Raw genomic sequence first — 26,067 nt, forward strand, 5'->3', positions numbered from 1 at the left:
CCGGCCTCAGGTCAGCTTGCCCAGGATCAGCTCGCGCGCCTTGGCGGCGTCGGCCTGACCGCGCATCTCCTTCATGACCTGCCCGATGAGCGCACCGGCGGCCTGCACCTTGCCGTCCCGGATCTTGTCCGCGACGTCCGGGTTGGCCGCGATGACCTTGTCGACGGCGGCCTCGAGCGCACCGTCGTCCTGGACCAGTTCCAGCCCACGAGCGTCGACGACCTGCGTCGGTCCGCCCTCACCGGCCAGCACGCCCTCCATGACCTGGCGGGCCATCGAGTCGTTGAGCCGGCCGGCACGGACCAGGCCGTCGAGCTCGGCGATGTGCGCGGGGGTGACGCCCAACTCGGTGACCGCGGTCCCCGCATCGTTGGCGCGGCGGGCCAAGTCGCCCATCCACCACTTGCGGGCGGCCGCGGGTGTGGCACCAGCGGCCACGGTCTCCTCGATGACCTCGATGGCGCCGGCGTTGAGCACGTCGCGCATCTCCAGATCGGAGTAGCCCCAGTCGGACTGCAGCCGCTTGCGCCGCTCGGCGGGCGGCTCGGGCAGCGTGGCCCGCAGCTCCTCCACCCGCTCGCGGGTGGGAGCGACCGGCACCAGGTCCGGCTCGGGGAAGTAGCGGTAGTCGTCGGCATCGGACTTGGGGCGACCCGAGGTGGTCACGCCGGTGTCCTCGTGCCAGTGGCGGGTCTCCTGCAGGATGCTCGACCCGGAGTCCAGCACGGCCGCGTGCCGGCAGATCTCATAGCGCACGGCCCGCTCCACCGAGCGCAGCGAGTTGACGTTCTTGGTCTCGGTCCGAGTGCCCAGCGGCACCGCCAGCTGCTCCTCAGCGCTCGGGTCGTCGCCGACGCGAGCCCGCAGCGACACGTTGGCGTCGCAGCGCACGTTGCCCTGCTCCATCTTGACGTCGGAGACGTCCAGCGCCTTGAGCAGGTCGCGCAGCGCGGAGACGTAGGCCCGAGCCACCTCGGGCGCCCGCTCCCCCGCACCGGTGATCGGCTTGGTGACGATCTCGATCAGCGGGATGCCCGCCCGGTTGAAGTCGACCAGGGAGAACTCCGCGCCATGGATGCGCCCGGTGGAGCCGCCGATGTGCGTGGACTTGCCGGTGTCCTCCTCCATGTGCGCGCGCTCGATCTCGACGCGGAAGACCGTCCCATCGTCCAGATCCACGTCCAGATAGCCCTCGAAGGCGATCGGCTCGTCATACTGGCTGGTCTGGAAGTTCTTCGGCATGTCCGGGTAGAAGTAGTTCTTCCGGGCGAACCGGCACCAGTCGGCGATCTGACAGTTCAGCGCCAGCCCGATCCGGATCGCGGACTCCACGGCCGTGGCGTTGACGACCGGCAGGGCGCCGGGCAGCCCGAGGCAGACCGGGCAGACCTGGGTGTTCGGGTCGGCGCCGAAACCAGTCGCGCACCCACAGAACATCTTGGTCGCGGTGTTCAGCTCGACGTGGACCTCCAGGCCCAGGACCGGGTCGAACCGGGTCAGTGCCTCGTCGTAGGCGACGACGTCCTCGACCTCCATGGACTCGGTGTGCGTGCTCACTTCGCCTCCTCGCTGACTGCTCCGGCGCTGACCCCGGTGGTCACATCCGGGGCCCGGTCCAGGACGCTCCCCGTCCCGCCCCACTGCTCGGCGAGCAGGGCCTCCAGAGCCCCACCCACGGCATACATCCGCTGGTCCTGGGTCGCCGGGGCGAGGATCTGTATGCCGACGGGCAGGCCGTCCTCGTCCGTCACCCCACTGGGCAGGGACAGTCCGGGGATCCCGGCCAGGTTGGCCGGGATGGTGGCGATGTCGTTGAGGTACATCGCCATCGGGTCCTCCATCTTGTCGCCGATCCGGAACGCCGTGGTGGGCGCGGTCGGGCTGATGAGCACGTCGGCCTGCTCGAACGCGGCCTCGAAGTCCCGCGCGATCAGGGTGCGGACCTTCTGCGCCTGGCCGTAGTAGGCGTCGTAGTAACCCGAGGAGAGCGCGTAGGTGCCCAGGATGATGCGGCGCTTGACCTCGTCACCGAAGCCCGCGTCGCGGCTGGCGCCCATGACCTGCTCGGCGCTGGGTGCCTCCACGCCCTCGGGGCTCACCCTCAGGCCGTAGCGCATCGCGTCGAAACGCGCCAGGTTGGAGGAGGCCTCGCTGGGCAGGATCAGGTAGTAGGCCGCCATGGCGTACTGGAAGTGCGGGCAGGAGACCTCGACGATCTCGGCACCGGCCTGCCGCAGCAGCTCGACGGACTCATCGAACCGGGCCTGGACCCCGGCCTGGTAGCCCTCCCCGGTGAGCTCCTTGACGATGCCGACGCGGGTGCCGGTCAGGTCGCGGTTGGCCGCGGCCTCCAGGACCGGCGGGACCGGTGCGTCGATGCTGGTGGAGTCCATCGGGTCGTGGCCGCCGATGACCTCGTGCAGCAGCGCGGCGTCGGTGATGGTGCGGGCGCACGGGCCGATCTGGTCCAGGCTGGAAGCCAGCGCGATCACGCCGTAGCGGGAGACCCCGCCGTAGGTCGGCTTGGCACCCACCGTGCCGGTGACCGCGCCGGGCTGGCGGATCGAGCCGCCAGTGTCCGAGCCGATCGCCAGCGGCGCCAGGAAGGCAGCGACCGCGGCCGAGCTGCCGCCACCGGAGCCGCCGGGGATCCGGTCCAGGTCCCACGGGTTGCGGGTCGGCCCATAGGCAGAGTGCTCGGTGGAGGAGCCCATCGCGAACTCATCCATGTTGGTCTTGCCGAGGATCGGCAGCCCGGCCTCCTTCAGGCGGGTGACCACCGTGGCGTCGTAGGGCGGGACCCACCCCTCGAGGGTCCGGGAGCCCGCGGTGGTGGGGATGCCCTGGGTGCAGGCGATGTCCTTGACCGCGATCGGCACACCGGCCAGTCGGGGCAGGTCTTCGCCCGCGGCGCGGCGGGCGTCGACGTCGGCGGCCGTGGCGAGCGCCCCCTCGGTGTCCACCTGCAGGAAGGCGTTGAGCACCGGGTTGAGGGCGGCGATCCGGTCCAGGTGGGCCTGCGTCAGCTCCACGGAGGTGAACTCCCCGGCCGCCAGGCCGTCGGCCATCTGCGCGGCGGTGAGGTGCGTGAGATCGGGATGAGTCGGCATACGGCTGCTCACCCCTCGTCCAGGATGCGGGGGACGCTGAACCGGTCCAGCTCGGAGGCGGGGGCCCCGGCGAGCGCCTGCTCGGCGGTCAGGCTCGGGCGCACCTCGTCGGGACGGGTCACGTTGGTCAGCGGCAGCGGGTGACTCATCGGCGGCACATCGTCGGCGGCGACCTCATTGATCTGGCCGACCCAGCCGACGATCTGGTCGAGCTGGCCGGCGAGGCGGTCGAGCTCCTCATCGGTGAGCTGGATGCGGGCCAGCATGGCGACGTGCGCGACATCGTCGCGAGACAGTGCGGACATGGGGTCAGTCTAGGTTCCCGCTCACCACCGGCTGAAACCGCTCGTTCTCCTCCGCTCGCGCTGACAGGATGCGTCGTATGCCGAGCACCTCACCGCTCCCCGCCGCGCCGGGGCCCGATGACTTCCGGGCCCTTGCGCGGTCCTCGCCGTGGCGGTTCGGCACGCTGCACCTCACCCACCGACCGAGCGGTGGCACGGCGGGCGAGGAGGAGCCGGTGGAGGCGTGGCTGCGCCGGCCCGGGCACCTGGAGGTGCTGGCCGGCGGCGAGCGGCACGTGGAGACGGGCGTGCCCTACACGCGGTCGGCGCTCTATCTCGAGGAACCGCGCGCCGGGCTGCGTCGACGGCTGTCGGAGCGGCTCCGTGGGCGGTCCGCGCGGCTGCGTGGGCGATCGGCGCGGCTGCGTGGGCGATCGGCGCGGCTGCGGGGGTGGTCCGCGGTGCCGGGCCTGGCACCGCGGGAGGTCTCGGTGGACCCTGCCGTCGTGCCACCGCAGTCGGTCGAGCCCGTCCGGCGTTCCGACGGGCTGGTACTGGAGCGGCCGTCCGGGGTCGACTACGACGACCCGATGTGGCAGAACTACCGATGGGTGGCGATGCTCGACCCGGTGGAGCTCTCCCACGGGGTCGACCTGGGTGAGGTGCACGCCCGCGAGCGCCTCGGGCGGCCCACCTGGACCGCAACCTGCCGCCCGCTGCCGGCCTCGAGCGAGGACTTCGGTGACGGCTACGACCCACGGTGCTCGTGCTGTGCACTGTTGTTCGGTGCCGTCAGCCAGGCTCTGGAGTTCCCCGCCGGTGACCCACTGGCGCCGGTGCCGGAAGAGGTCGCCGGCTACCCCTCCGCATACTGGGTGTCCCTCGACGTCGAGACGGGCATCGTGGTGGACGTCGAGCCTCAGGACGGTGAGCGCACTCGGACCTCGTTCAGCAACGTGATCCACGAGGTCGGACCGCTGCCTGCGGCCACTGACCGCTGACGGTCAGAGCTTCTCGCGCAGCAGGTCGGCCAGCACGACCGCCTGGTTGTGCTCGGTGTCCTTGGCGCCGTAGAGCAGGACGACCCGCTGGTGGCTGCGGACCTCCTCGAGCAGCTTCGTGAAGGCGTCGGCGCCGTCGAGCTCCGTGCGATAGCGCTCGGCGAACTCCTCGAACCGGTCCGGGTCGTGACCGAACCAGGTGCGCAGCTCGGTGGACGGGCCGACCTCCTTGACCCAGGTGGCGGACAGGTCGTCCTTGGCGATGCCCCGGGGCCACACCCGGTCCACCAGGATCGCGTGCCACCCTGGAGGGGCGCCGTCATAGAGCCGCCGGGTCGAGATCTCGGTCACGCCATGGTCTCCAGCCGATCCCGGACGGTGGCCGGGTCGGGATTGGTGTGGGCCTCGCCGTCGATGACCACAGTGGGGACGGTCTCGTTGCCGTCGTTGACGCTGCGGACAAAGGCGGCGGCCTCGTCGTCCTGCCAGATGTTCACCCAACGTGCCCGCTCCCGCATGTCGCCGAGCGAGGACTTCAGACGCATGCAGTACTGACAGCCGGGCCGCCAGTAGACGACGACCTCACGCTCACTCTCGGGCATGGCCAGGACCTCCTTGTGTCGCAGACTCCTCCCACCCTGCCACGGGCTGAGCCAGTAGGTCAGGCCAGCCCCGACCGTGGCGTAGACCGCGGCCAGTGCCCACCGCCCCTCCCAGGCAGCCTCCCCCGCGAGATAGGCGAAGAAGGCGAGCATCGGGAACCACAACCAGCGCATGGCTCCATGATCCCGTGACGTGTCCGTATGCGGCTCACCCGCGCGAGTGAGATGGCGGTGCCACGTCCTCCGCCCCCGCGGGGAGGAGCCCTGTCTGGCGCCGGTGGGCCGCGGGGGCCACGATGACTCCATGGCGCAGTCACTCCCGCTCCTCACGGTGGGGCACGGAACGCTCGACCAACACGGGCTGGGCGACCTCGTGGCGGGCGCGGGGGTCGAAGTGCTGGTCGACATCCGCCGCTTTCCGGGCAGCCGACACAACCCGGACTCACGCAGGGAGTCCCTGCAGCAGTGGCTCCCGGAGCGCGACATCGACTACCGGTGGGAGGAGCGGCTCGGTGGGCGGCGCCGGCTGGACGCCGAGGAGGAGTTGGCCAGCCCGGACCGGTGGTGGCGGGTCGACCAGTTCCGCGCCTATGCCGCCGGGACCCGCACGCCCGAGTTCGCCCGGGCGATGACCGACCTGCTCCGCACGGCGCGCCGGAACCGCACCGTGGTGATGTGCAGCGAGGCCGTGTGGTGGCGCTGCCACCGGCGGATCGTGGCGGACGTCGCGGTGCTCCAGCACGGCGTGCCCGTCGCACACCTGATGCACACTGGTCGGCTCACCGACCACCCGGTGAGCGAGGGCGCCCGGCTGACGGATGAGGGGACGGTCGTCTGGGACGGGTGACGTGCAGTGGGCACCGTGCGCCCGTCAGTCCGGCAGTGCGCCGTCAGTTCGGCGCGCTGAGCACGCGGGACAGCGCCGTTCGGCAGTGCGCCGTCAGTTCGGCGGGCCACTCTCCAGCAGCCTCCGGAACCCCGCCTCGTCCAGGATCGGCACGCCCAGCTCCTCGGCCTTGTCCGCCTTGGAGCCGGCGTTCTCCCCCACGACGACATAGTCGGTCTTCTTGCTGACCGAGCCCGCCGCCTTGCCGCCGCGGGAGACGATGGCCTCCTTGGACTCGTCGCGGCTGAAGCCCTCCAGTGACCCGGTCACCACCACGGTGAGCCCCTCGAGGTTGCGGACCACCGACGCATCGCGCTCATCGGCCATCCGCACTCCGTCGGCGGCCCACTCCTCCACGATGGCGCGGTGCCAGTCGACCTCGAACCACTCGGTGACGGACTGGGCGATGGTCGGCCCGACGCCCTCGGTGGCGGCCAGCTCCTCGAGGGACGCCGCCCGGATCGCGTCCATCGACCCGAACTCGGTGGCCAGGGCGCGGGCTGCGGTCGGGCCCACGTGCCGGATGGACAGGGCCACGAGCACGCGCCACAGCGGTTGGGACTTCACCTGCTCAAGGTTGGCGACCAACTTGGCGCCGTTGGCCGACAGGACCCGCCCGTCGACCACCGCCTCCGGCGGGTCGGTCTTCTTCGCCTCCCGCGTGTAGAGCCGGACCCGCGCGATGTCCTCCTGGGTGAGCCGGAACAGCGTCGACTCGTCGCTGATCACCCCGGCGTCGAGCAGGGCGTTGACTCCCTCCGCACCAAGTGCCTCGATGTCGAAGGCGCCGCGACCGGCCAGGCTAAACAGGCGCTCGCGCAGCTGGGCCGGGCAGGTGCGAGAGTTGGGACAGCGGATGTCCTTGTCGCCCTCCTTCTGCTGCGCCAGTGTGGTGCCGCAGGAGGGGCACTCAGTGGGCATCACGAAGGCCACCTCGCTGCCGTCCCGCAGGTCCGCGACCGGACCCACCACCTCGGGGATCACGTCACCGGCCTTGCGCAGCACGACGGTGTCGCCGATCAGCACGCCCTTGCGCTCCACCTCGTGGGCGTTGTGCAGTGTCGCCTGCTCGACCGTTGACCCGGCGACCTTGACCGGCTCCATCACGGCATAGGGGGTGACCCGCCCGGTGCGGCCCACGTTGACGCGGATGTCGAGCAGCTTGGTGGTGACCTCCTCGGGCGGGTACTTGTAGGCGATCGCCCACCGGGGCGCCCGCGAGGTCGACCCGAGGCGGCGCTGCACACTGACCTCGTCGACCTTGATCACGATGCCGTCGAGCTCGTGCTCGGCGGCGTCGTGGCGGTGCTCGCCGTAGTAGGTGATGAACTCCTCGACGGTCGTGAGGTCGTCGAGCACCTTGGCGTGCGAGGAGACCGGCAGCCCCCACGCGGACAACAGCTCATAGGCCTGGGACTGCCGGGTCATCTCGAAGCCCGTGCGGGCGCCGATGCCGTGGACCAGCATGCGCAGCTTGCGCGCGGCGGTGACCCGCGGGTCCTTCTGTCGCAACGACCCCGCGGCCGTGTTGCGCGGGTTGGCGAACGGCGCCTTGCCCGCCTCGACCAGGGAGGCATTGAGCGCCTCGAAGGCCTCCACCGGGAAATAGACCTCGCCCCTCACCTCCAGCACGTCCGGGATCGGCACGGCCTCGCCCTCCTGGTGCTCTGGCGGGGTCAGGGTGTGCGGGATGCCCTCGATCGTCCGCACATTGAGCGTGACGTCCTCGCCGGTGCGGCCGTCACCGCGGGTGGCCCCGCGCACGAGCCTGCCCTTCTCATACAGGAGGTTGACGGCCAGCCCATCGATCTTGAGCTCGCAGAGGTAGTGCACGTCGGCGCCGCCGACCTCGGTCTCGACGCGGGTCGCCCAGGCCTGCACCTCCTCCAGCGAGAAGGCGTTGTCCAGGCTGAGCATCCGCTCGACGTGGTCGACCGCGGCGAACTCGGTGGAGAAGGTGCCTCCGACCAGCTGGGTCGGGGACTCCGGCACGCGCAGCTCGGGCCACTCCTGCTCGATCGCCTCAAGGCGCTTGAGCAGAGCGTCGAACTCGCCGTCGGTGATCGTCGGGGCGTCCCGGACGTAGTAGGCGAACTGGTGCTCCCTGATCTCCTCGGCCAGTTCCTCCCACTGGTGCCGCACATCCTCCGGTGCCGGTGCTGTCTCGCTCACGCCCCCATCTTGACGCACCGGGCCGACACCCGGCACCGAAGCCGACACGAACCGCCCGCCCCCTGGACACCCGACCCGCCCGGGCACACCCCGGTTCGGCACAATGCAGATGCGACCCCGAGCACACCGTGCAACCGTGGTGTCTTCACGCGCGTTAGGTCCAGTGAGGACGCGGACCACCGGGGGTGTGTCCCACACGACGCGGGTCAGAGCCGCACGAGGAGGAACGATGCGCACGCAGCACGCAGTTCGGGCAGGACAGCGCCGTGGGGTGCGGCGGGTCGCAATGGCGACTCTGCCGGTGGCCGCACTGGTCCTGATGAGCGCCTGCGGGAGCGAGGAGCCCGAGGTCGAGGCGCCCTCCACCTCCGCGGACGAGCCGGCCGACACCGAGCCGACGACCGATGCCGCCGAGGAGACCGACGAGGTCACCACCAACGACGACGAGGAGGTCACGGCGGATCCGCAGCCGACCGCCGACCCGATCGAACCGACAACTGAAGGCCCGACCACGGAGGACCCCACGACAGAGGAGCCCACCACTGGGCTCCCCACGATGGAGCCCCCGAAGGAAGGCGCCGGAGACGCTGTTGACGTCGCGCAGCAGTATGTGGACCTCGTCGCCTCGGGCGACACCGCCGCGGCCTACGGGATGCTCAGCCCGGAGGCGATGGTCTACTACCCAGACCAGCAGGTCTTCGAGGAGAACGGCATCGCCGAACTCACGGAGAACCTGGCCGAGGCCAGTGGTGAGCCACAGCTGGCGATCCGCTCGGCCTACGAGGAGACGCACGACTCGGCGCAGGTGGTGAGCCTGTGGGGTGAGGACTCCGACGGCGAGCCGTGGGCGCAGGCCTTCGCGATCCGCAAGCTGGACGGGGCCAGCTGGGTCATCGACCAGGAGATCACGCCCTCCACCGGCCAGAACCGGCTGAACTGGCTCAACCCGGGCATCCAGGAGGGGATGCAGGAGTGGGAGGTCAACCCCGAGGCGCCGATCACCTTCGCGCTCCTCAAGCACAGCGGGCCCAATGTCGCAGTGACCGCCAGCATCAACGACGGCGACGTGGGCTCCCAGCAACTGACCGAGCGCCCGACCGACGGTGCGGTGATGTATGACCTGTCCGACAGCGACCTGACCGACGGCCCCAACGTGGTCACGGCGAGCTGGGTCGCCGAGGACGACCCGTTCGTGCACACCAGCGCCACACCCGCGACCAACCCGGGCTGAGGCTCAGCACGTCGGCCCAGAAGGTGGTCCCGCTCTCGACCGCAGTGGCGATCGCGTCCCAGTCACCAGTGCGCAGGGTATTCATGTCGACAGGCAGGCCAACCAGGAGCCCGGCTGACCGCCCGACCATCTCGGCACCGGGCCCCGTGCGGGCAAACTCGGGCAGATAGGCAGGATCGTCACGCCCTCGGCAGTCTGGGTCAGTGCGTCACAAACGACGCTAAGAGCCTCCCGGATGTCGTTCCCGGGCCATGATCCGATACCGTTCCCGAACACCAGAGGTCAAGGGGGCGGCATGGCGCCGATGCTGGCCGACCAAGTCCAGACACGGGACCCTCGCAGGGCCACCGACTCACCCCGGCCCCAGGCCAGGTCATGGTCGCTGCGCAACCCGGGTTCAACCCGCTCAGTCAGGTCCGTTATCAGCGCTGGCTTCGGACAGTCTGATCCTCCACGACCTCGGCGACGATCTCCGGAGTTGAGCGGGTGGCCAGATCGTCGAGCTCGGCGATGCTCACCGACTCGGGCAGTTCGGTGGCCTCGCTGTCGTAACGCACCCAACTGCCGCCGGAGTTACCCGAGGTGTATATGCCCGACCAATCGTCGGTGGCGAGCCACCGGTCGCTCACCTGCTCCCCCCGGATGACCCATGGCTTGAGGAAGAGCAGGTACTCGCCGGGCTCCCCCAGAAGGGGACTCCCTGACTCATCGTGGGCAAACGTCGCCACACGCACCTGCTCGGGCCGCTCACCGGCGATCGGCTCGGCAAGTTCGAGCGTCACTACTGCGATGGCTGTGCCTGCAATGGTGTCATGATCGACCACCCCGGTAGACTGGAAAATCCCGATGGTGCTGCTGTCATGAGCCATCTCCTTGAGGCTCGTGTACATCCTTACCCGCGAGAAATCAGCCGACCCATCACCAGTTGTTTCTTCACTCTGCGGGGTCTGGATGCTGCCCTCCGTAGCGCTCGGCGTCAGCACTCGATCGTGCTCCCCTGCGCCGACATCACTCGACGCGCCAGAACATGCTGTTGCAGCCAGGCACAGGATGCCTGCACTTGCCACCCATCGGTATCGTGGAGAACGAGACATCTTGGCTCCGATCATCCGTAAATATTCACGACCCCAGCCCGATCATCGGGTCGAGGGGTTGAGTACGACGGGAAGGCCGATGTCGGCAGACGTCGCACTAGTCCAGAGAAGCGAGATGTCCGTGTTAAGGCTGTTCCATGAGTACGCAGCACTTGCAGCAGACGTATAGTACGAATGACTCGATGGGATCTGATAGGTAACGCTTGTGTCACTAGATCCCCAGTTGCACGACAGGTGGGCACCACCATGAGGAGCAGCGATACCACGATAGCAGCGGCTGTGCGTGCCATAGGCGAACATTAGTACCGGCCGCAGGAGTGTCAACAACGGGGTGCGGCGAGTCGCGATGGCGACTCTGCCGGTGGTCGCACTGGTCCTGATGAGCGCCTGCGGGAGCGAGGAGCCCGAGGTCGAGGCACCCTCCACCTCCGCGGACGAGCCGTCCGACACCGGGCCGACGACCGAGCCCGCCGAGGAGACCGACGAGGTCACCACCAACGACGACGAGGAGGTCACGGCGGACCCGCAGCCGACCGCCGACCCGATCGAGCCGACGACGGGTGGCCCGACCACGGAGGCTCCCACGACAGAGGAGCCCACCACTGGGCTCCCCACGATGGAGCCCCCGGAGGAGGGCGCCGGAGACGCTGTTGACGTCGCGCAGCAGTATGTGGACCTGGTCGCCTCGGGCGACACCGCCGCGGCCTACGGGATGCTCAGCCCGGAGGCGATGGTCTACTACCCAGACCAGCAGGTCTTCGAGGAGAACGACATCGCCGAGCTCTCGGAGGACCTGGCCGAGGCCAGCGGTGAGCCACAGTTGGCGATCCGCTCGGCCTACGAGGAGACGCACGACTCGGCGCAGGTGGTGAGCCTGTGGGGTGAGGACGCCGACGGCGAGCCGTGGGCGCACGCCTTCGCGATCCGCAAGCTGGACGGGGCCAGCTGGGTCATCGACCAGGAGATCACGCCCTCCACCGGCCAGAACCGGCTGAACTGGCTCAACCCGGGCATCCAGGAGGGGATGCAGGAGTGGGAGGTCAACCCCGAGGCGCCGATCACCTTCGCGCTCCTCAAGCACAGCGGGCCCAATGTCGCAGTGACCGCCAGCATCAACGACGGCGACGTGGGCTCCCAGCAACTGACCGAGCGCCCGACCGACGGTGCGGTGATGTATGACCTGTCCGACAGCGACCTGACCGACGGCCCCAACGTGGTCACGGCGAGCTGGGTCGCCGAGGACGACCCGTTCGTGCACACCAGCGCCACACCCGCGACCAACCCGGGCACCTGACCCCGGCGATTGATCCCGGCGAGTGACCGCGGCGACTGACCCGGGGCGGCTGCCAGCCAGCCCGCGCCACCGGTCAGGATTCGAGAAGCCCGCGCGCCACGGCATACCTAACATGAAGACATGGCTTCCATCGATGCGATCACCCTCGAGGTGCAGGACGTCCCGAGCGCCCGGCGCTTCTACGCCGAGTGTGGGCTGGACACCCGGATCGAGCTGTGGGCCTCGGACGCGCCGACCTCCGGGTTCCGGGGCTTCACGCTGTCCCTCACCGCACCGCAGCCCGCCGACATCAACCGGCTCATGGACGCGGCGTCCGCGGCCGGGGCCATGGTTCTGAAACCGGCCGAGAAGTCGCTGTGGGGCTACGGCGGTGCGGTGCAGGCGCCCGATGGCACGATCTGGACCTTCGCGTCCTCGACCAAGAAGGACATCGGCCCCGCCACCGGTGAGATCGAGTCCTTCGTGCTGCTGCTGGGCGTCGCCGACGTGAGGGCCAGCAAACAGTTCTATGTCGACCGTGGCCTGGCGGTGGCGCGGAGCTTCGGCGGCAAGTATGCCGAGTTCGACATGCCCGACTCGCCGGTCACCCTGGCCCTCAACGGGCGGCGGGCGCTGGCCAAGAACGCCGGCGTCTCCGCCGAGGGCGAGGGGTCGCACCGTCTGGTGGTCACCGGCGACCCTGGCCCGTGCACCGACCCGGACGGGTTCATCTGGGAGGCCTCCGGCGGAGCCGACACCACCGCGTGACCGACGGCGAGGGGTCCGACGCGGTCAGCGCGCGGCCTCCTCGGCGAGCGCACGGGCGGTCTCGATCGTCGCGCGGGTGAGCGCGGCCGCATCCGACGGGGTGCTGCCGGCCAGCCCGCAGGCAGGTGTCACACCGAGGTCGTCCAGGCTGGCCGGGGGCAGGCCGAGCTCGTGCCAGCGGGTCGCCAACCGCTGGGACACCTGGTCGTATGCCGAGGGTCGGCTCGTCGACAGCACCCCGGCCCAGAGTCTGGTCCCGGCCTCGACCGCGGTGGCGATCGCGTCCCAGGCCGGCGTGGTGAGGGTGTTGACGTCCAGGGCGATCGCCTCGGGGGCCGCGCCCCGGAGCAGGTCGACGGGCGGCTCGTCCCCGCAGCAGTGGAGCACGGTGGCGGCTCCGGCAGCGCGCGCTGCGGACACGACGCCACCCAGCACGTGCTCGGCCTGGCTCCGGTCGGGGGCCTGCAGGACGCGATAGCCCGAGTCGGACCGCACCCGCCCCAGCACCACCGCCGGCAGGGACGGCTCGTCGATCTGCAGGGTCAGCTGTGCGCCGGGCACGAGGCGGGCCAGCTCGGCGAGATGCAACCCGATGCCCTCGGCGAGCGACTCCGCGAGGTCACGGGTGGCGCCGGCGTCGGAGAGCACCCGGTCCCCCAGCGGCAGCCAGAGCTCCGAGGCGAGCGTCCACGGTCCCGCCACCTGCACCTTCAGCGGGCCGTCCCACCCGTCGAAGACCTCGGCGAGCTCGTCGAGGTCCTGGCGCCGCCACGAGCCGGTGCGCTCGGCGTCCCGACCGGCGTGGTCGACCAAGCGCCACCCCTGCGGTTGCAGGTCGACCGGCAGGTCCACCAACAGGCCGGCCCCGCGGCCGATCATGTCGGCACCGGGACCGCGTGCCGGCAGCTCAGGCAGATAGGGCAGGACGCTCACGCCCTCGGGTGCCTCCGTGAGCAGGTCGCGGACTGACTGCAGCGCACCGCGAATATCCGTTCCGGGCCAGGATCCGATCCCGGTTGCAAGCACCATGGGGCCAGTCAACCATTCTTGGGGAGGATCGGAACGCGGCTGCGCATTCTTGGGGAGATCCGGACCGTGCCGTCTGGACCCCGAGCGGTCCGAACCTCCCCAAGAATGCGTTTTGCCCGGTCCGAACCTCCCCAAAAATGGGTGAGGGGGTCAGTGCCCTTCGTGCTCGGCGATGGCGGGCTCCTGCCCCTCCTCCACGACCACGAACTGGCCCATCATCCCCTGGTCCTCGTGCTTGAGCAGGTGGCAGTGGTACATGTACGGCACCGCCGGGTCGGCGTAGTCGGTGAAGGTCATCAGCAGGCGATAGGTGACGCCCTCCTCGGTCAGGATCGTGTCCTTCAGCCCCGACAGCTCCGGCGGCGGCTCGCGACCGTCCACGGACAGCACCCGGAACTGCACGTCGTGCACGTGGAAGGTGTGCACCTCACCACCGTGGTTGGTCACCTCCCACACCTCGGTGTCGCCCAGCGTGACGACCTCGTCCGCGTGGTCCATCCGCATCTGCGCACCGTTGATCTGCCGGCCGCTCATCCGGAACTCCCGGACCCGGTCCACGGCGGACGGGTCGCCGGCGTGCTCCACGATGTCGGGCGCAAGCTCCTCGGGGAGCTCCGGGGAGTCCGCCAGCTCGTCGGCAGCCCGCAGCTGGAGCACGTCGAAGCGGTCCTGCCCACCGCTGAACCGCTCCGCGAGGAAGTTCTGCCCCAGGTCGGGGTCGATGCTGCGCAGCACCCGGGTCTCCCCCGGCTCCAGCCGCACCAGGACCTCGGCCCGCTCCCCCGGGGACAACCGCACCGACGTCGCCTCGTGGGGTGCCGGCAGCAGCCCACCGTCGCTGCCGATCTGCACCAGGGGAGAGCCGTCGTCGAGGGAGAACTGGTAGACCCGCATCGGCGACCCATTGAGCAACCGCAGCCGGACCAGCTCGGTCGACACCTCCGCATACGGCCCCTCGGTGCCGTTGACCAGCACCCGGTCCCCGAACTCACGCCCGCCGTCCACCGCACCCCTGCGGACCGTGGGATCGGTGACGATGACGGGGAGGTCGTCGACGCCGTAGTCCGAGGGGAGCTCGACCTGGGCGGCCGGGTCGTCGAGGATGAACATCCCGGCCAGCCCTCGGGCTACGTGTTCCTGGGTCCTGCCGTGGGGATGCGGATGGTACCACAGCGTCGTGGCCGGCTGGTCGATGGTCCACGTCGGGTCCCAGGTGCCACCGGGCTCGACCATCTGGTGGGGCCCGCCGTCCATCGCGGCAGGCAGGTGCATGCCGTGCCAGTGGACGGTGCTCGCCTCGGGCAGCTCGTTGCGGACGTGCACGAGCACCTCCTCGCCGCGCTCGGCGCGCAGGGTCGGCCCGAGGTAGTCGCCGTTGAAACCCCACGTGTCCACCGCACCCTCACCCAGGTCCAGGTGGCCCTCCTGCGCGGTCAGCTCGAACACGCGACGCCCCTGCTCGTCGATGGTGGATTCGGCCAGGGGCGGGATCACCAGCTCGGTGTCGAAGTCGACCTCGCCGACGGTGTCGGTCGGGCCGAGCGCCACCCAGGCGATGCCGAGGGCACCGGCCGTCAGGAGCCCGACCCCCAGCACGCCGATCACGACGAGACGGCGAAAGATCGAGAACATACTGCGGCGGCGGGCCATGATCACTCCAGGACGGTGGGACTGCGGGTCCCCTCCACGATGTGGTGCCGCGTAGGCCGAAGGGCCGGTTCTGCGGGTCAGCTCAGGGTCGCGCTCAGGGACGGCTCAGGGCTCTCCCCGAACCCGGAGACGTGCATGGCGCATACTGAGGCATGATGACAACCCGATCCGGAACACAGCGGAGCCACCTGGCCACCAGTCCGTTCGCACCGAAGATCGAGCCCGAGATCGAGCACTTCGAGCTGCACGACAGGGTCTCGCACCAGTCCCACGGCCTCGGCCGCGTGGTCAGTCAGGAGAGCGCCGCCGTGACCGTGGACTTCGGCGACTGCACGCACCGCATCGTCAGCCCGTTCCACCTGCTCGAGCGGCTCTGACCGCACCCACGAGCTCGCATGACCGTCCCGCCCCTGCCCGCGCTCCCGTCCCTGGACGCCCAGCACGAGCAGCTGAGCGGCCTCGGCCTTGCCGTCCCTGACCTGCCCCCCGACCTGCGGGGCGATCTGCTCGTGCTGCACCCTCGGCATACGGCCGCGGTCGTGCTGGCACCCCTGCTGCGGCTCGCTGACCGCGCGGGGTTCGTCGTGGAGGACCTCGCGGACCTGGCCGAGTTCGCCCCGGCCCCGGGGGTCGAGGTGCCCGACGCGGACCTGTATGCCGTGACCTCCCCCGAGCGCGGCGACGAGTTCGCCAACCGCAGCCCGGACGAGGTCGACCCACAGATCCGGGCCCGCGGCCGCGACCTGATGACCGTCAGCGAGGGCCTGGCCTGGGCCCTGCAGGTGCCCGCCGTCATCGAGCGCAACCACTGCTTCATGACCACCGGCTCCCGCAAGCCGGCCGCCCGTCCGGGGAAGCTGGACGCCCGAGTGCCTGCCCTGTGGATCAGCAACGGCACCGGCCGGGACGGCGCCGGGCGCAGGAACGCCCCGAAGGTCGGCTGGTGCTGGGCGGGCAACCGGCACACCTGGCTGGGCATCGCCTCGGTCGGCTCACGCACCGCCTGACCTGTCCTCGAAGGACGTCAGCGCAGGGACCCCACCAGGGCGTCGAAGCGGTTCAACACCTCGGCCTTCTGCGGCTCGGGGAGCCAGCTCGCCACGAACGAGGCTCGTGCCATCTCGGTGAGCCGCTGAACTGGCACCCCGGCCCCGGCCAGGATGCCGTACTCCGCCAGCACGGTGGTCGGGAACATGCCCGGGTCATCGCTGCACGGGAACACGTTCAGCCCGGCCTCGAGCATCGCCAGGATGGATGCCCTACGCCACGGACGCCAGGACCTCCGCGAAGTGGTGGAGGCCACCGTGAACGCCACCTGCTCCTCACGCATCCGCGCCACGACTGCGTCGTCCTCCAGCACGAAGTAGCCGTGATCGAGGCGGTCGCACCCGAGCACGTCCAGGCAGGTGACGGCGTTGCGCGCTGCGGGGACGTGCTCGGAGGTGTGCGCGGTGCGCCCCAGTCCTGCCTGCCCGGCGAGCCGGTAGGCGTCGGCGAAACGCTCCGGCGGCCCGGCGGTCTCCAGGTTGTCGAGGCCGATGCCGGCCACGTAGTCGTGCGGGTGTGCTGTCACCGTGCGCACCCACTCCAGAGCCTCCTCCCCCGTGCCGCTGCGGTCGATGGCGGCCAGCAGCCGGCCGGTCATCCCGAAGTCCCGCTCGGCCAGCCGGATCCCCTCGGCGTGTGCCTCCACCCAGCGTGCATAGCCCAGGTGCGCCAGGTGCTCGGGGATCATGTCGAAGGAGACCTCCAGGTGCCAGGTGCCCGCAGCGTGCGCGGCCTGGAAGGCCTCGTAGGTGATCCGAGTCAGGTCATCCGCGTCGCGGAGCACCCCTCGCACCCACTCCGAGACCTGGAACAGCGAGTAGGAGGTCACCGGTTCGTCGGCCGACCTGCCCTGGGGCATCGGGATCCGCGTGCTGCGATACAGCTCGGGGTCCGGCGGGCGGGAGTTGATCGAGGCAAAGATCGTCTCGGGCGCCTCCGGCAGGTCGAGCTGCTCGCGGCGTGCCAGCTCGGCGAAGGTGTCCGCGCGCACGGTGCCCAGCAGGTGGCAGTGCAGGTCTGCCTTGGGCAGGGCGGTCAGGAAGGGGGTGAGCTCGTCAGCCATGCTCAGCCACCGACCACCTCTCGTGCGAACCGCTCGACCCACTCGGTCCGGTTCGGCACGATCTCGATCGGGTCGAGCGTGGCGTAGCCCGCGCCGGTCGGGTCGGCCGCAACGTCACCGACGACGGCGGTGAGTTCCTCGGGCAGCTCCACGGCCAGGTTCACCGGCAGGTCGCCGACCAGCTCGGCCGAGGACTGCTGGGCCTCCACGGAGAGCAGATAGTCGATGAACTGGTGCGCGCCGTCCTCGTTGGGCGCACCGACCGGGACCATCGCCCGATTGGTGGCCATGAAGCGGCCCTCGGCCGGCGGCGTCCAGGCGATCGGCTCGCCGGCGGCGATCAGGTCGGTGGCGAAACCGTTCAGCGCCACGCCACCGATCACCTCGCCCTGGGTGAGCAGGTTCGTGAACTCGGTGGTCGAGGAGTAGAACTGCAGCACGTTGGGGGCCCACTGCGCCATGGTGGTGAAGGCGGTGTCCACGTCGTAGGGGCCGGAGCCATAGGTCGCGGCGACGCCGGAGACGGTCAGCTGACCCGCGGTGACGGCGATGTCCGGCAGCGCGACGCGCCCACTGTGGGCCGGGTCGGCATAGAGCTCCCAGGAGGCGGCCTCCTCGGCGGTCAGCTCGTCGGTGTTGTAGAGCACGCCGTTGAGCTGGTAGCTGTAGGCCGGGCCCGAGTAGGCCTCGTCGATCGCGAAGTCGGCGATGTCCCCGAGCGCGGGCACGTCCTCGGCGGTGACCTCCTGGAACAGCTCCTCCTCGTCGGCGATGCCGGCGTAGGTGTCCGAGATGAGCATCACGTCGATGCCGGAGTCCTCACCCTCGAGCTTCAGCCGCGAGAGCCGGTCCGCGTTGGAGCCGGTGTCCAGCTCGACCGTGATGCCGGTGGCCTCGGTGAACGGGTCCACGACGGCCTCGGTGAACTCCTCCACCCCGAACGGGAAGGTGGACACCACGATGGTGTCGGAGCTGCCAGCCTCCTCACCGCCGTCCGAGCCGCACGCGGCCAGGGACAGGGCCGTGGTCGCGGCCAGGGCGATCGACAGTGAGCGGCGGTGGCGGTGCAGGGTGGACATCAGATGGTCCTTTCGAGGGGGTTGGGCAGGGGTCAGGACTTCGGGGGAAGGCGCACCAGATGCGCATCGGGGGCCTGGACACTCACCCGGTCACCTGGGCGCAGGTCGGGTGCCCCGGCGGCGCGGGTGTCGGAGAGCAGGCGCACCATCTCTCCGCCGGGCGTGGCGGCCTCAACGGTGATCAACACGTCCACACCGCGGTAGGCGACGTCAAGGACGGTCGCGGTCAGGGACACTGCCCCGGTGGTGGCGGCCGGCGAGGCCTCGGGGGTGAGGACCAGGTGCTCGGGCCGCACCGTCAGCTCGGCGCCGTTCCCGTCGGGGATGAAGTTCTCATAGCCCAGGAACTCCGCCACGAAATGGTTGGCCGGTGCCGCAAAGACCTCGTGCGGGGCACCCTGCTGCTGAATCCGACCATCCTTCATCAGCACCATCTGGTCGCTCATCTCCAGCGCCTCGTCCTGGTCGTGGGTCACCAGCACCACGCTCAGGCCGGTCTCGGACTGGATCCGACGGATCTCGCTGCGCATCTGCAGGCGCAGGCGCGCGTCCAAGTTGGACAGTGGCTCATCGAGCAGCAGCAGGTCGGGGCGGATCGCGATCGCGCGGGCGACTGCCACCCGTTGCTGCTGACCTCCGGAGAGCTTCTTGGGGCGGCTGCCGGCCAGGTGGCCCAGACCCACCAGCTCCAGGGCCTCGGTCACCCGGCGGGTCCGCTCGGCGCTGTTGACCTTGCGCAGCTTGAGGCCGTAGGCCACGTTGTCGGCCACGCTCATGTGCGGGAACAGGGCATAGGACTGAAAGACCATGCCCAGGTTGCGCTTCTCCGGCGGAGTCCGGGTGCTGTCCTTGCCGCGGATGGTGATGGTGCCGCTGGTGGGCGTCAGGTAGCCCGCGAGCATCCGCAGGCTGGTGGTCTTGCCGCACCCGCTGGGACCCAGGAGCGTGGTCAGTTTGCCGTCGGGGATGTCCAGGTCGATGGCGTCGACCGCCGTGAAGTCACCGAACGTCTGGGTCACGGCCCGGAACTGGGCGGCCGGCGTCCCGGTCTGAGTGGTGCGCACGCTCATGTGTTGATTCCTCCGAAGATCTTGGCGAACCCCACGGTGCGCTCGGCGATGATGGCGATCACCACGGTGCCGGCGAGGATGAGCACCGACGTGGACGCCACGATCGGGGTGTAGTTCTGCTGGACGTAGTCGAGCATCGTCACGGGCAGGGTGCGGAAGTCACGGCTCTGCAGGAGCAGCGACAGGGGCACATTGTTGAACGAGGTGATGAAGCTGAGCAGCCCTGCGGAGAAGAGCCCGGGGCGCAGCAGGGGCAGCGTCACCGTGAAGAAGGTGCGCAGCGGGGAGGCGCCCAGACCACGGGCCGCGTCCTCCACGGCCGGGTCCATCAGCGCCAGCGAGGCTCCGGTGACGCGCACGGCATACGGGAACATCAGCACGGTGTGCCCGATCAGCAGGGTGGACAGGTTGTCCAGGTTGAGCCCGATCATGAACTGCTGGTAGAGCGCCAGGCCGACCACGAGCTCGGGCACGATCAGCGGTGAGAGGAACAGACCCTCCAGCAGGGACCGTCCCGGCAGCCGGCCGCGATGGATCGCCAGCGCCACGGGCACCCCGAGCAGCAGCGCGAAGACCGCCGACAGCACCGCCAGCTGCAGGCTGGAGACGAGCGAGGTCATGAACGGCTTGTAGGCCAGGGCCTCGGAGAACCAGCGCAGCGACCATCCCTCGGGCGGGAAGCGCAGGGTGGACCCGGACGTGAAGGCGGTGATCACGATGAACACCAGCGGCACGATCATCACCACATAGCCGAGCACCGCGAGCGAGGCCACGACCGGTCGACGACTCCTCATTCCACCCTCGCCTTCCGCCCGATCAGGCTGGAGATCGCGGAGACGGCAAAGACGAGCACCGTCATCACCATGGCGATCGAGCTGGCCGCGGCCCAGTCGATCGTGGTGCTGGAGTAGGTGTAGAGCTGGGTGGACAGCATCCGCTGTCGGGAGCCGCCGAGCAGGTAGGGCGTGGTGTAGGCGGTGACCGACCCTGCGAACACGAGGGTGGCCGCCACGACCACACCTGGCCAGGACAACGGCACCACGATGGTCCAGAAGGTGCGGGCCCGCCCGGCCCCCAGACCGCGGGCGGCGTCATCGAGGGAGGCGTCCACCTGGGCCAGCGCGGAGTAGCAGGCGACGATCGCCAGGGGCAGGAACAGCTGCAGCAGGCCGAGCACGATCGCCAGCGGTGTGTAGAGCAGCTGCGGCGCCTCGCTGACCACACCGAGCGCGACCAGGGCCTGCGCCAGCGCGCCCTGCGAGCCCAGCACCACCAACCACCCGAAGGTGCGCACGACGCTGGACAGCAGCAGCGGGAAGATCGCGATGGCGAGCAGCACCCCCGACCAGCGGGAGTTGGACCGGGCCAGCAGGTAAGCCGTCGGGAAGCCGAGCACCACGCACGCGATCGTGACGATCAGTCCCAGGCCGAGGGTGCGGCCGATGATCGCCAAGTCGTAGGGGTCGGTCAGCATCTGGCCGAGCCGGGCGAAGACCTCGGCCGCGGCAGTCTCGGGCGGGGCGAAGATCATGATCACCGACGGGATCAGGAAGCCCGCCAGGAGCAGCACGAGGCCAGGGACCAGCAGCCACGCTAGCCGTCGTCCTCGCATCGTGTCCTCGCTGCACTCTGGTCCGTGGGCGGTCTCAATTGCAGATGAAACCGGTCCCACAACCGGTTTCATTCAATGGGATACTAAACCAGACGCCGGGTGTGGGCGTCTAGCCCGTCTCATCGTGAGGAGAACGACCAGTGGCCACCCTGTCCGATGTCGCGGCGCGTGCCGGAGTCTCGAAGTCGACGGCGTCCCGGGCGCTGAGCACGCCGACGCTGGTGGCACCCGCCACCGTCGAGCGGGTGCTCGAGGCGACCGTGGAGCTGGGGTTCGTGCCCAACCGGGCCGCGCAGGGGCTGGCTCGGGGCCGCTCCGGCATCGTCGCCCTCGTGGTGCCCACCCTGACGAACGCGTTCTTCACACCGATCATCGGCGGGTCCCAGGACCGAGCGGCCGAGGACGACCTGCAGCTGACCGTGGCGGTCAATGCCCTGGAGTCGGCCGAGGACCTGCGGCGATTCGAGCGGCTGGCGCGCGAGGTGGACGGAATGCTGATCGTGGCCCCGCGCGCGGCGGACGCCACCATCGCGCACCTGGCCGGCCTCAAGCCCACCATCCTGGTCGACCGGGAGCTGGACCGGGTGGACTCGGTGACGGCGGACACGGCCTCGGCCTTCGCCCGCCTGGTCCACGCGCTGGCCGGGGAGGGCCACACCCGCCTGATCTACATCGGTGGCCCGGACCGGACCTGGCAGAACACCCAGCGAGAGCAGGCCGTCGCCACGGCAGCTGGGCGCAGCGAGGTCGAGCTGGAGACGCTCGGTCCCCTGCTGCCCACCTTCGAGGCGGGGGCCGCGGTGACCGAGCAGGTGCTCGCACTCGAGGCCTCGGTGGTGCTGCCCTATGCCACCGACCTGGGCCTTGGGCTCCTGCTGAATCTGCATCGTGCTGGGCGAGCCTCCTGGCGACTGGACCCGGACGACGAGGGCCGTCTGGCGGTGGTCGGTGTTCCCGGCACACCCATGGTCGATGTCGATGGCGTGGCCCTGGGACGACGTGCGATGTCACGCCTGGCCGCTCTGATCAACGGTCCTGGCAGCCCCCCGCGAGCGGAGCGGCTGCCGGTGCCGGTGAGCTGGCCGCAGCCCTGACCCTGCCCTCGGTGGGACGGTCAGCGCAGCAGCAGGCTGACCACGGCAGCGAGGATCACGGTGTTGAAGCCGAAGGCCAGGACGCTGTGGCCGGTGACGGTCCGGCGCATCCGCGGGGTCCGGATCTGGACGTCGCTGGCGGCGAACGTGGTGGAGATGCCAACACTGAAGTACAGGTAGTCCGTCCAACTGCGACGCTCGGCCTCCCCGGGGAAGGCCAGCTCGTGGTAGCCCGAGCGGGCGTCCTTCATCAGGTAGGCCACGCTGTAGGACAGCACCACCGTCGACCACGCGCCCACCACCATGACCGCCACCAGCAGGCCCCCGACCGCCGGCGGGAACAGTCCCTCGCTCAGGGCCCGGGGGTACCAGAAGACCCCGAGCGCCAGCGCGATGACACTGACGCCCTGAGCGGTGCCGGGGCCGGGGTGGGTCCCGAGGATGTAGTGGCTGTACCAGTTTCCGGGCCGGGACGCCTCGGCCCACCCGAGGTAGCGGGCCGGAGAGGTCCGGGAGAAGGCCAGGAACGTGCCAAGCACATAGGTCACCAGGTAGCTGGCCAGCACCAGCAGGAGCAGGATCTCCAGCTGATCGCCGGGCGACTCCCCGCGGGCGCCCAGCACCAGGGCTGCCCCCACACCGACCCCCGCCCCCGTGGCCATCGCGACATAGCTGCGCCGGCCCTCGGCCAGCCAGCCCCCCGGCATACTCACCGCCTGGTGCTCGTCCCCGTCGCGGCGATGGTCGCCGAGCCGACCACGCGCGTCCCGTCGTAGAGCACCACGGACTGGCCAGGGGCCACGCCGCGGATCCGGCGCTCCAGCCGCACCTCGACGTTGTCGCCGTCGGCCCAGGCCGTCGCCGGGATCTCCTCACCGTGCGCCCGGACCTGCGCGCCGACCGACACGATGCCTTCCGGGGCCGGACCGCACCACCGGGCGTGGTCACCGGTGATCTCGTCGAAACCGAGCAGCTCCGCGGTGCCCACGACGACCTGGTTGGACTCCGGACGCGTCTCGACGACATAGCGCTTGGCGCCGTCGGCCGCGGGGACCTTCAGGCCGAGCCCCCGCCGCTGGCCCACGGTGTAGCCGAACGACCCTCCGTGCTCACCCAGGACGGTGCCCTCGGTGTCGACGATCTCGCCCTTCTGCTCGCCCAGCCGGCCGGCGAGCCAACCTCGGGTGTCGCCGTCGGCGATGAAGCAGATGTCGTGGCTGTCCGGCTTCTTGGCGACCGAGAAGCCTCGCTCGGCGGCCTCGGCGCGGATGTCCGGCTTGGTGGTGTCCCCGAGCGGGAAGAACGCGCGCTCCAGCTGCTCGGCGTCCAGCACCCCGAGCACGTAGGACTGGTCCTTGGCCATGTCCACTGCCCGGTGCAGCTCACGCCGGATCCCGTGCGGCGCAGCAGGATCGGCAGCCTCGTGGATCTGGGCGTAGTGACCGGTGGCGACCGCGTCGAAGCCCAGGGCGAGGGCCTTGTCCAGGAGCGCGGAGAACTTGATCTTCTCGTTGCAGCGCAGGCACGGGTTGGGGGTGCGGCCGGCAGCGTACTCGGCCACGAAGTCCTCGACCACGTCCTGCTTGAACCGCTCCGCCATGTCCCAGACGTAGAACGGGATGCCCAGCCTGTCCGCCACCCGCCGGGCGTCGCCGGCGTCCTCGATCGTGCAGCAGCCCCGGGCGCTCTCGCGCAGGGTGGCGGCCGACTGGCTCAGCGCGAGGTGGACGCCGACCACCTCGTGCCCGGCCTCGAGCATCCGGGACGCGGCGACGGCGGAGTCCACCCCGCCGCTCATCGCGGCGACGACGCGCATCATGACCTCCCGGTCGCGCCCCGCGCCCGGCGAGCCCGGTCGATGGCGCCGGGCAGCGCGGCGAGGAGGGCGTCCACGTCGGCGTCGGTGGAGGTGCGACCCAGGGTCAGGCGCAACGACCCGCGGGCGTCGGTCTCCTCGACCCCCATCGCGAGGAGCACGTGGCTGGGCTGCGGCACGCCGGCCTGGCAGGCCGAGCCGGTCGAGCACTGCACACCGGCGGCGTCGAGCAGGTAGAGCAGGGAGTCCCCGTCGCAGCCGGGGACGCGCAGGTGGGCGTTGGCGGGCAGGCGTCGGGTGCCGTCACCGGGCTCCCAGGGGCCGCTCACCTCGATGGTGGGGTCCAGGTCGAGCGCACCCTGGATCAGGCGGTCGCGTAGGCCAACCATGGTCTTGGCGCTGAGCTCCTGCTCGGCCACGGCCATCCGGACCGCGACAGCCAGCCCGGCGATCGCGGGCGTGTCCAGGGTGCCGCTGCGCAGCTGCCGCTCCTGGCCACCGCCGTGGGTGAGCGGGACGGGACTCTGGTCGCGACCGGCCACCAGCACCCCCACACCCATCGGGCCGCCGATCTTGTGCCCGCTGAGGGAGACCAGATCCGCGCCGACATCGCCGAGCGTCAGCGGGAGCTGTCCCAGCGCCTGCACGGCGTCGGTGTGGAAGGGCACCCCATGCTTCCTGGCGAGGCTGGCCAGCTCCGCCACCGGCTGCACGGTGCCGACCTCGTTGTTGGCCCACATCACGCTGACCAGCGCGGCCCGGTCGGCGTGCTCGTCCAGGGCCGCCGCCAGGGCCTGCGACGTGATCCGTCCGAGGCCGTCGGGCTCCAGCCAGGCGACCTCGGCCTCGTGCTCCAGCACCAGGTGCTCGACGGGGTCGAGCACGGCGTGGTGCTCGATGGAGCTGACGATGAGCAGGTCGCGCCCGGTGCCGTTCTCGAAATGGTGGAACCAAGTGCCCTTGACCGCCATGTTGTCCGACTCGGTGCCCCCGGAGGTGAAGATCACCTCCGAGGGGCGGACCCCCAGGTCACTGGCGATGGACTCGCGCGACTCCTCGACGACCCGCCGGGCGTCGCGCCCCGAGCCGTGCAGCGAGCTGGCGTTGCCCAGACGCCCCATCTGCTCCACCACGGCCTCAATGACCTCGGGTAGGGCCGAGGTCGTCGCGGCGTGGTCGAGGTAGGCGGGGGCATCGGACACGCCCCCTATCATCCCACCGGGCCCGCCTCCCCCAAATTTGAGGGAGGTTCGGACCACCAGATCACCAATTTTGGGGAGGTTCGGACCGCCAGGCAACCATTCTTGGGGAGGTTCGGACCGGGGCCCTGTGCACCCTGGCGACCACTCGGCATACGGCCCTCTGCACACACGCCGGCCCCGGCGCTCAGGTGCGCGCCGGGGCCGATCCGTGTGTCTGTGGCGGTCAGCCCTTGCGGGTCTGGACCTCCTCGGTGGCCTGCGGGAGCACCGTGAACAGGTCGCCGACAATGCCGAAGTCGACCAGCTCGAAGATCGGAGCCTCGGGGTCCTTGTTGATCGCGACGATCGTCTTGGAGGTCTGCATACCGGCGCGGTGCTGGATCGCCCCGGAGATGCCTGCGGCGACGTAGAGCTGCGGGGAGACCTGGACACCGGTCTGACCGACCTGGTTGGCGTGCGGATACCACCCGGCATCCACCGCGGCGCGGGAGGCGCCGACCGCGGCACCGAGGGAGTCGGCGAACGCCTCGACCGGGTTGAAGTCGCCGCCGGTGCCGCGGCCACCGGAGACCACGATCGCGGCCTCGGTCAGCTGCGGACGACCCGAGGCAGCCTTCTCCGTGCGGTCCACGATCCGGGCCGCGGTCGCCGCCTCGGACAGGCTGACGGTCACGACCTCGTCGGCCGCCGCACCGGACGCCTCCTGGACCGGGATCGAGTTGGGCTTGACCGTCACGACCGGGGAGCCCTTGGCCGCGGCGGACGTCACGGTGTAGCTGCCGGCGAAGACGGACTGCACCGTGCGCACCCCGCCCCCGTCACCGGGCTGGACGTCAACGGCGTCGGTGATCAGGCCGGACTCGGTCTTGATCGCCAGGCGTGCCGCGGTCTCCTTGCCCTCCGGGCTCGAGGGGAGCAGGACAGCAGCGGGGCTCGCCTGGGCCACGAGCTGGGCCAGGACCTCGGCGGTCGGGGCAACCAGGT

The 26,067-nt window shown here is 70.4% G+C and carries 26 protein-coding genes; 8 read left to right on the forward strand and 18 right to left on the reverse strand.

Features of this window, described 5'->3' with window-relative positions; genetic code table 11:
• Window positions 1-6: 6 nt before the first annotated feature.
• The 3 genes from gatB to gatC are packed head-to-tail and all read right to left on the reverse strand — an operon-like array spanning window position 7 to window position 3,415.
• Entirely contained in the window at window positions 7-1,536 is a 1,530-nt protein-coding gene (gatB, locus tag DPQ65_RS13975) for an Asp-tRNA(Asn)/Glu-tRNA(Gln) amidotransferase subunit GatB (protein ID WP_114907993.1), read from the reverse strand.
• Between the two features lie 17 nt (window positions 1,537-1,553).
• A complete protein-coding gene (gatA, locus tag DPQ65_RS13980) occupies window positions 1,554-3,110 on the reverse strand; it encodes an Asp-tRNA(Asn)/Glu-tRNA(Gln) amidotransferase subunit GatA (RefSeq protein ID WP_114907974.1) in 1,557 nt (518 codons plus the stop codon).
• Between the two features lie 8 nt (window positions 3,111-3,118).
• Entirely contained in the window at window positions 3,119-3,415 is a 297-nt protein-coding gene (gene gatC, locus DPQ65_RS13985) for an Asp-tRNA(Asn)/Glu-tRNA(Gln) amidotransferase subunit GatC (RefSeq protein WP_114907975.1), read from the reverse strand.
• A gap of 77 nt (window positions 3,416-3,492) precedes the next feature.
• Here gatC and DPQ65_RS13990 point away from each other — a divergent pair, with 77 nt between their 5' ends.
• On the forward strand, window positions 3,493-4,395 hold the full coding sequence (locus DPQ65_RS13990; protein WP_114907976.1) for a hypothetical protein: 903 nt from the start codon (window positions 3,493-3,495) through the stop codon (window positions 4,393-4,395).
• Window positions 4,396-4,398: 3 nt separating this feature from the next.
• Here the strand turns inward: DPQ65_RS13990 and DPQ65_RS13995 are convergent, their stop codons facing one another.
• Window positions 4,399-4,746, reverse strand: coding sequence for a DUF488 domain-containing protein (locus DPQ65_RS13995; RefSeq protein WP_420330097.1), 348 nt, complete (start codon window positions 4,744-4,746; stop codon window positions 4,399-4,401).
• Window positions 4,743-5,171, reverse strand: coding sequence for a glutaredoxin domain-containing protein (locus DPQ65_RS16215; RefSeq protein ID WP_114907977.1), 429 nt, complete (start codon window positions 5,169-5,171; stop codon window positions 4,743-4,745). Before DPQ65_RS16215 ends, DPQ65_RS13995 begins: the two co-directional genes overlap by 4 nt.
• 130 nt (window positions 5,172-5,301) lie before the next feature.
• On the opposite strand from DPQ65_RS16215, the gene DPQ65_RS14005 reads away from it, so the two are divergent.
• Window positions 5,302-5,844 carry a DUF488 domain-containing protein gene (locus DPQ65_RS14005; protein ID WP_114907995.1) on the forward strand — a complete coding sequence of 181 codons (543 nt, stop codon included), beginning with the start codon at window positions 5,302-5,304 and terminating at the stop codon, window positions 5,842-5,844.
• Window positions 5,845-5,937: 93 nt separating this feature from the next.
• Here the strand turns inward: DPQ65_RS14005 and ligA are convergent, their stop codons facing one another.
• Window positions 5,938-8,055, reverse strand: coding sequence for an NAD-dependent DNA ligase LigA (gene ligA, locus DPQ65_RS14010; RefSeq protein ID WP_238146869.1), 2,118 nt, complete (start codon window positions 8,053-8,055; stop codon window positions 5,938-5,940).
• Between the two features lie 229 nt (window positions 8,056-8,284).
• Between ligA and DPQ65_RS14015 the strand changes: the two genes are divergently transcribed.
• The gene (locus tag DPQ65_RS14015; protein WP_162802255.1) at window positions 8,285-9,286 is read left to right on the forward strand and encodes a hypothetical protein; all 1,002 of its coding nucleotides are present in this window, start codon (window positions 8,285-8,287) and stop codon (window positions 9,284-9,286) included.
• Window positions 9,287-9,708: 422 nt separating this feature from the next.
• Here DPQ65_RS14015 and DPQ65_RS14020 read toward each other — a convergent pair whose 3' ends face one another.
• Window positions 9,709-10,269: a hypothetical protein gene (locus tag DPQ65_RS14020; protein WP_114907979.1), complete on the reverse strand. Its 561-nt coding sequence runs from the start codon at window positions 10,267-10,269 to the stop codon at window positions 9,709-9,711.
• 457 nt (window positions 10,270-10,726) lie between these two features.
• Here DPQ65_RS14020 and DPQ65_RS14025 point away from each other — a divergent pair, with 457 nt between their 5' ends.
• Both DPQ65_RS14025 and DPQ65_RS14030 read left to right on the forward strand, forming a co-directional pair.
• On the forward strand, window positions 10,727-11,674 hold the full coding sequence (locus DPQ65_RS14025) for a hypothetical protein (protein WP_114907980.1): 948 nt from the start codon (window positions 10,727-10,729) through the stop codon (window positions 11,672-11,674).
• 120 nt (window positions 11,675-11,794) lie between these two features.
• On the forward strand, window positions 11,795-12,421 hold the full coding sequence (locus tag DPQ65_RS14030) for a VOC family protein (protein ID WP_114907981.1): 627 nt from the start codon (window positions 11,795-11,797) through the stop codon (window positions 12,419-12,421).
• Between the two features lie 24 nt (window positions 12,422-12,445).
• Here DPQ65_RS14030 and DPQ65_RS14035 read toward each other — a convergent pair whose 3' ends face one another.
• Complete coding sequence (locus DPQ65_RS14035; RefSeq protein WP_114907982.1) at window positions 12,446-13,450, reverse strand: uroporphyrinogen decarboxylase/cobalamine-independent methonine synthase family protein; 1,005 nt, start codon at window positions 13,448-13,450, stop codon at window positions 12,446-12,448.
• Window positions 13,451-13,600: 150 nt separating this feature from the next.
• Window positions 13,601-15,100: a multicopper oxidase family protein gene (locus DPQ65_RS14040; RefSeq protein ID WP_238146870.1), complete on the reverse strand. Its 1,500-nt coding sequence runs from the start codon at window positions 15,098-15,100 to the stop codon at window positions 13,601-13,603.
• 152 nt (window positions 15,101-15,252) lie between these two features.
• On the opposite strand from DPQ65_RS14040, the gene DPQ65_RS14045 reads away from it, so the two are divergent.
• Both DPQ65_RS14045 and DPQ65_RS14050 read left to right on the forward strand, forming a co-directional pair.
• Window positions 15,253-15,477: a hypothetical protein gene (locus tag DPQ65_RS14045; RefSeq protein ID WP_202863147.1), complete on the forward strand. Its 225-nt coding sequence runs from the start codon at window positions 15,253-15,255 to the stop codon at window positions 15,475-15,477.
• An 18-nt stretch (window positions 15,478-15,495) separates the two neighbouring features.
• Window positions 15,496-16,107 (forward strand): DUF5701 family protein, encoded by a 612-nt coding sequence (locus DPQ65_RS14050; RefSeq protein WP_202863144.1) that lies wholly within the window; start codon window positions 15,496-15,498, stop codon window positions 16,105-16,107.
• A gap of 17 nt (window positions 16,108-16,124) precedes the next feature.
• Here DPQ65_RS14050 and DPQ65_RS14055 read toward each other — a convergent pair whose 3' ends face one another.
• Genes DPQ65_RS14055 through DPQ65_RS14075 form a run of 5 tightly spaced genes read right to left on the reverse strand, consistent with a single transcriptional unit; the run spans window position 16,125 to window position 20,971 of the window.
• Window positions 16,125-17,210: an adenosine deaminase family protein gene (locus DPQ65_RS14055; RefSeq protein WP_238146871.1), complete on the reverse strand. Its 1,086-nt coding sequence runs from the start codon at window positions 17,208-17,210 to the stop codon at window positions 16,125-16,127.
• Between the two features lie 2 nt (window positions 17,211-17,212).
• A complete protein-coding gene (locus tag DPQ65_RS14060) occupies window positions 17,213-18,289 on the reverse strand; it encodes an extracellular solute-binding protein (RefSeq protein ID WP_114907984.1) in 1,077 nt (358 codons plus the stop codon).
• A 32-nt stretch (window positions 18,290-18,321) separates the two neighbouring features.
• Entirely contained in the window at window positions 18,322-19,359 is a 1,038-nt protein-coding gene (locus tag DPQ65_RS14065; protein ID WP_114907985.1) for an ABC transporter ATP-binding protein, read from the reverse strand.
• A complete protein-coding gene (locus tag DPQ65_RS14070) occupies window positions 19,356-20,153 on the reverse strand; it encodes an ABC transporter permease (protein ID WP_114907986.1) in 798 nt (265 codons plus the stop codon). Before DPQ65_RS14070 ends, DPQ65_RS14065 begins: the two co-directional genes overlap by 4 nt.
• Entirely contained in the window at window positions 20,150-20,971 is an 822-nt protein-coding gene (locus DPQ65_RS14075; protein WP_114907987.1) for an ABC transporter permease, read from the reverse strand. The genes DPQ65_RS14070 and DPQ65_RS14075 overlap by 4 nt, the downstream gene beginning before the upstream one ends.
• Window positions 20,972-21,111: 140 nt before the next feature.
• Between DPQ65_RS14075 and DPQ65_RS14080 the strand changes: the two genes are divergently transcribed.
• Entirely contained in the window at window positions 21,112-22,065 is a 954-nt protein-coding gene (locus DPQ65_RS14080) for a LacI family DNA-binding transcriptional regulator (protein WP_114907988.1), read from the forward strand.
• Window positions 22,066-22,085: 20 nt separating this feature from the next.
• Here DPQ65_RS14080 and DPQ65_RS14085 read toward each other — a convergent pair whose 3' ends face one another.
• From DPQ65_RS14085 to DPQ65_RS14100, 4 genes are all read right to left on the reverse strand, one after another.
• Complete coding sequence (locus DPQ65_RS14085) at window positions 22,086-22,772, reverse strand: DUF1345 domain-containing protein (RefSeq protein WP_114907989.1); 687 nt, start codon at window positions 22,770-22,772, stop codon at window positions 22,086-22,088.
• Window positions 22,773-22,774: 2 nt separating this feature from the next.
• Window positions 22,775-23,881, reverse strand: a complete 1,107-nt coding sequence (gene mnmA / locus DPQ65_RS14090) for a tRNA 2-thiouridine(34) synthase MnmA (RefSeq protein WP_114907990.1) — start codon at window positions 23,879-23,881, stop codon at window positions 22,775-22,777.
• Window positions 23,881-25,095 carry a cysteine desulfurase family protein gene (locus DPQ65_RS14095; RefSeq protein WP_114907991.1) on the reverse strand — a complete coding sequence of 405 codons (1,215 nt, stop codon included), beginning with the start codon at window positions 25,093-25,095 and terminating at the stop codon, window positions 23,881-23,883. Before DPQ65_RS14095 ends, mnmA begins: the two co-directional genes overlap by 1 nt.
• A gap of 211 nt (window positions 25,096-25,306) precedes the next feature.
• Window positions 25,307-26,067 (reverse strand): electron transfer flavoprotein subunit alpha/FixB family protein (locus DPQ65_RS14100; protein ID WP_162802257.1); only part of this gene is annotated, 761 nt, incomplete at its 5' end.

It is taken from the genome of Ornithinimicrobium murale, from assembly GCF_003352835.1.
Lineage (GTDB): Bacteria > Actinomycetota > Actinomycetes > Actinomycetales > Dermatophilaceae > Ornithinicoccus > Ornithinicoccus muralis.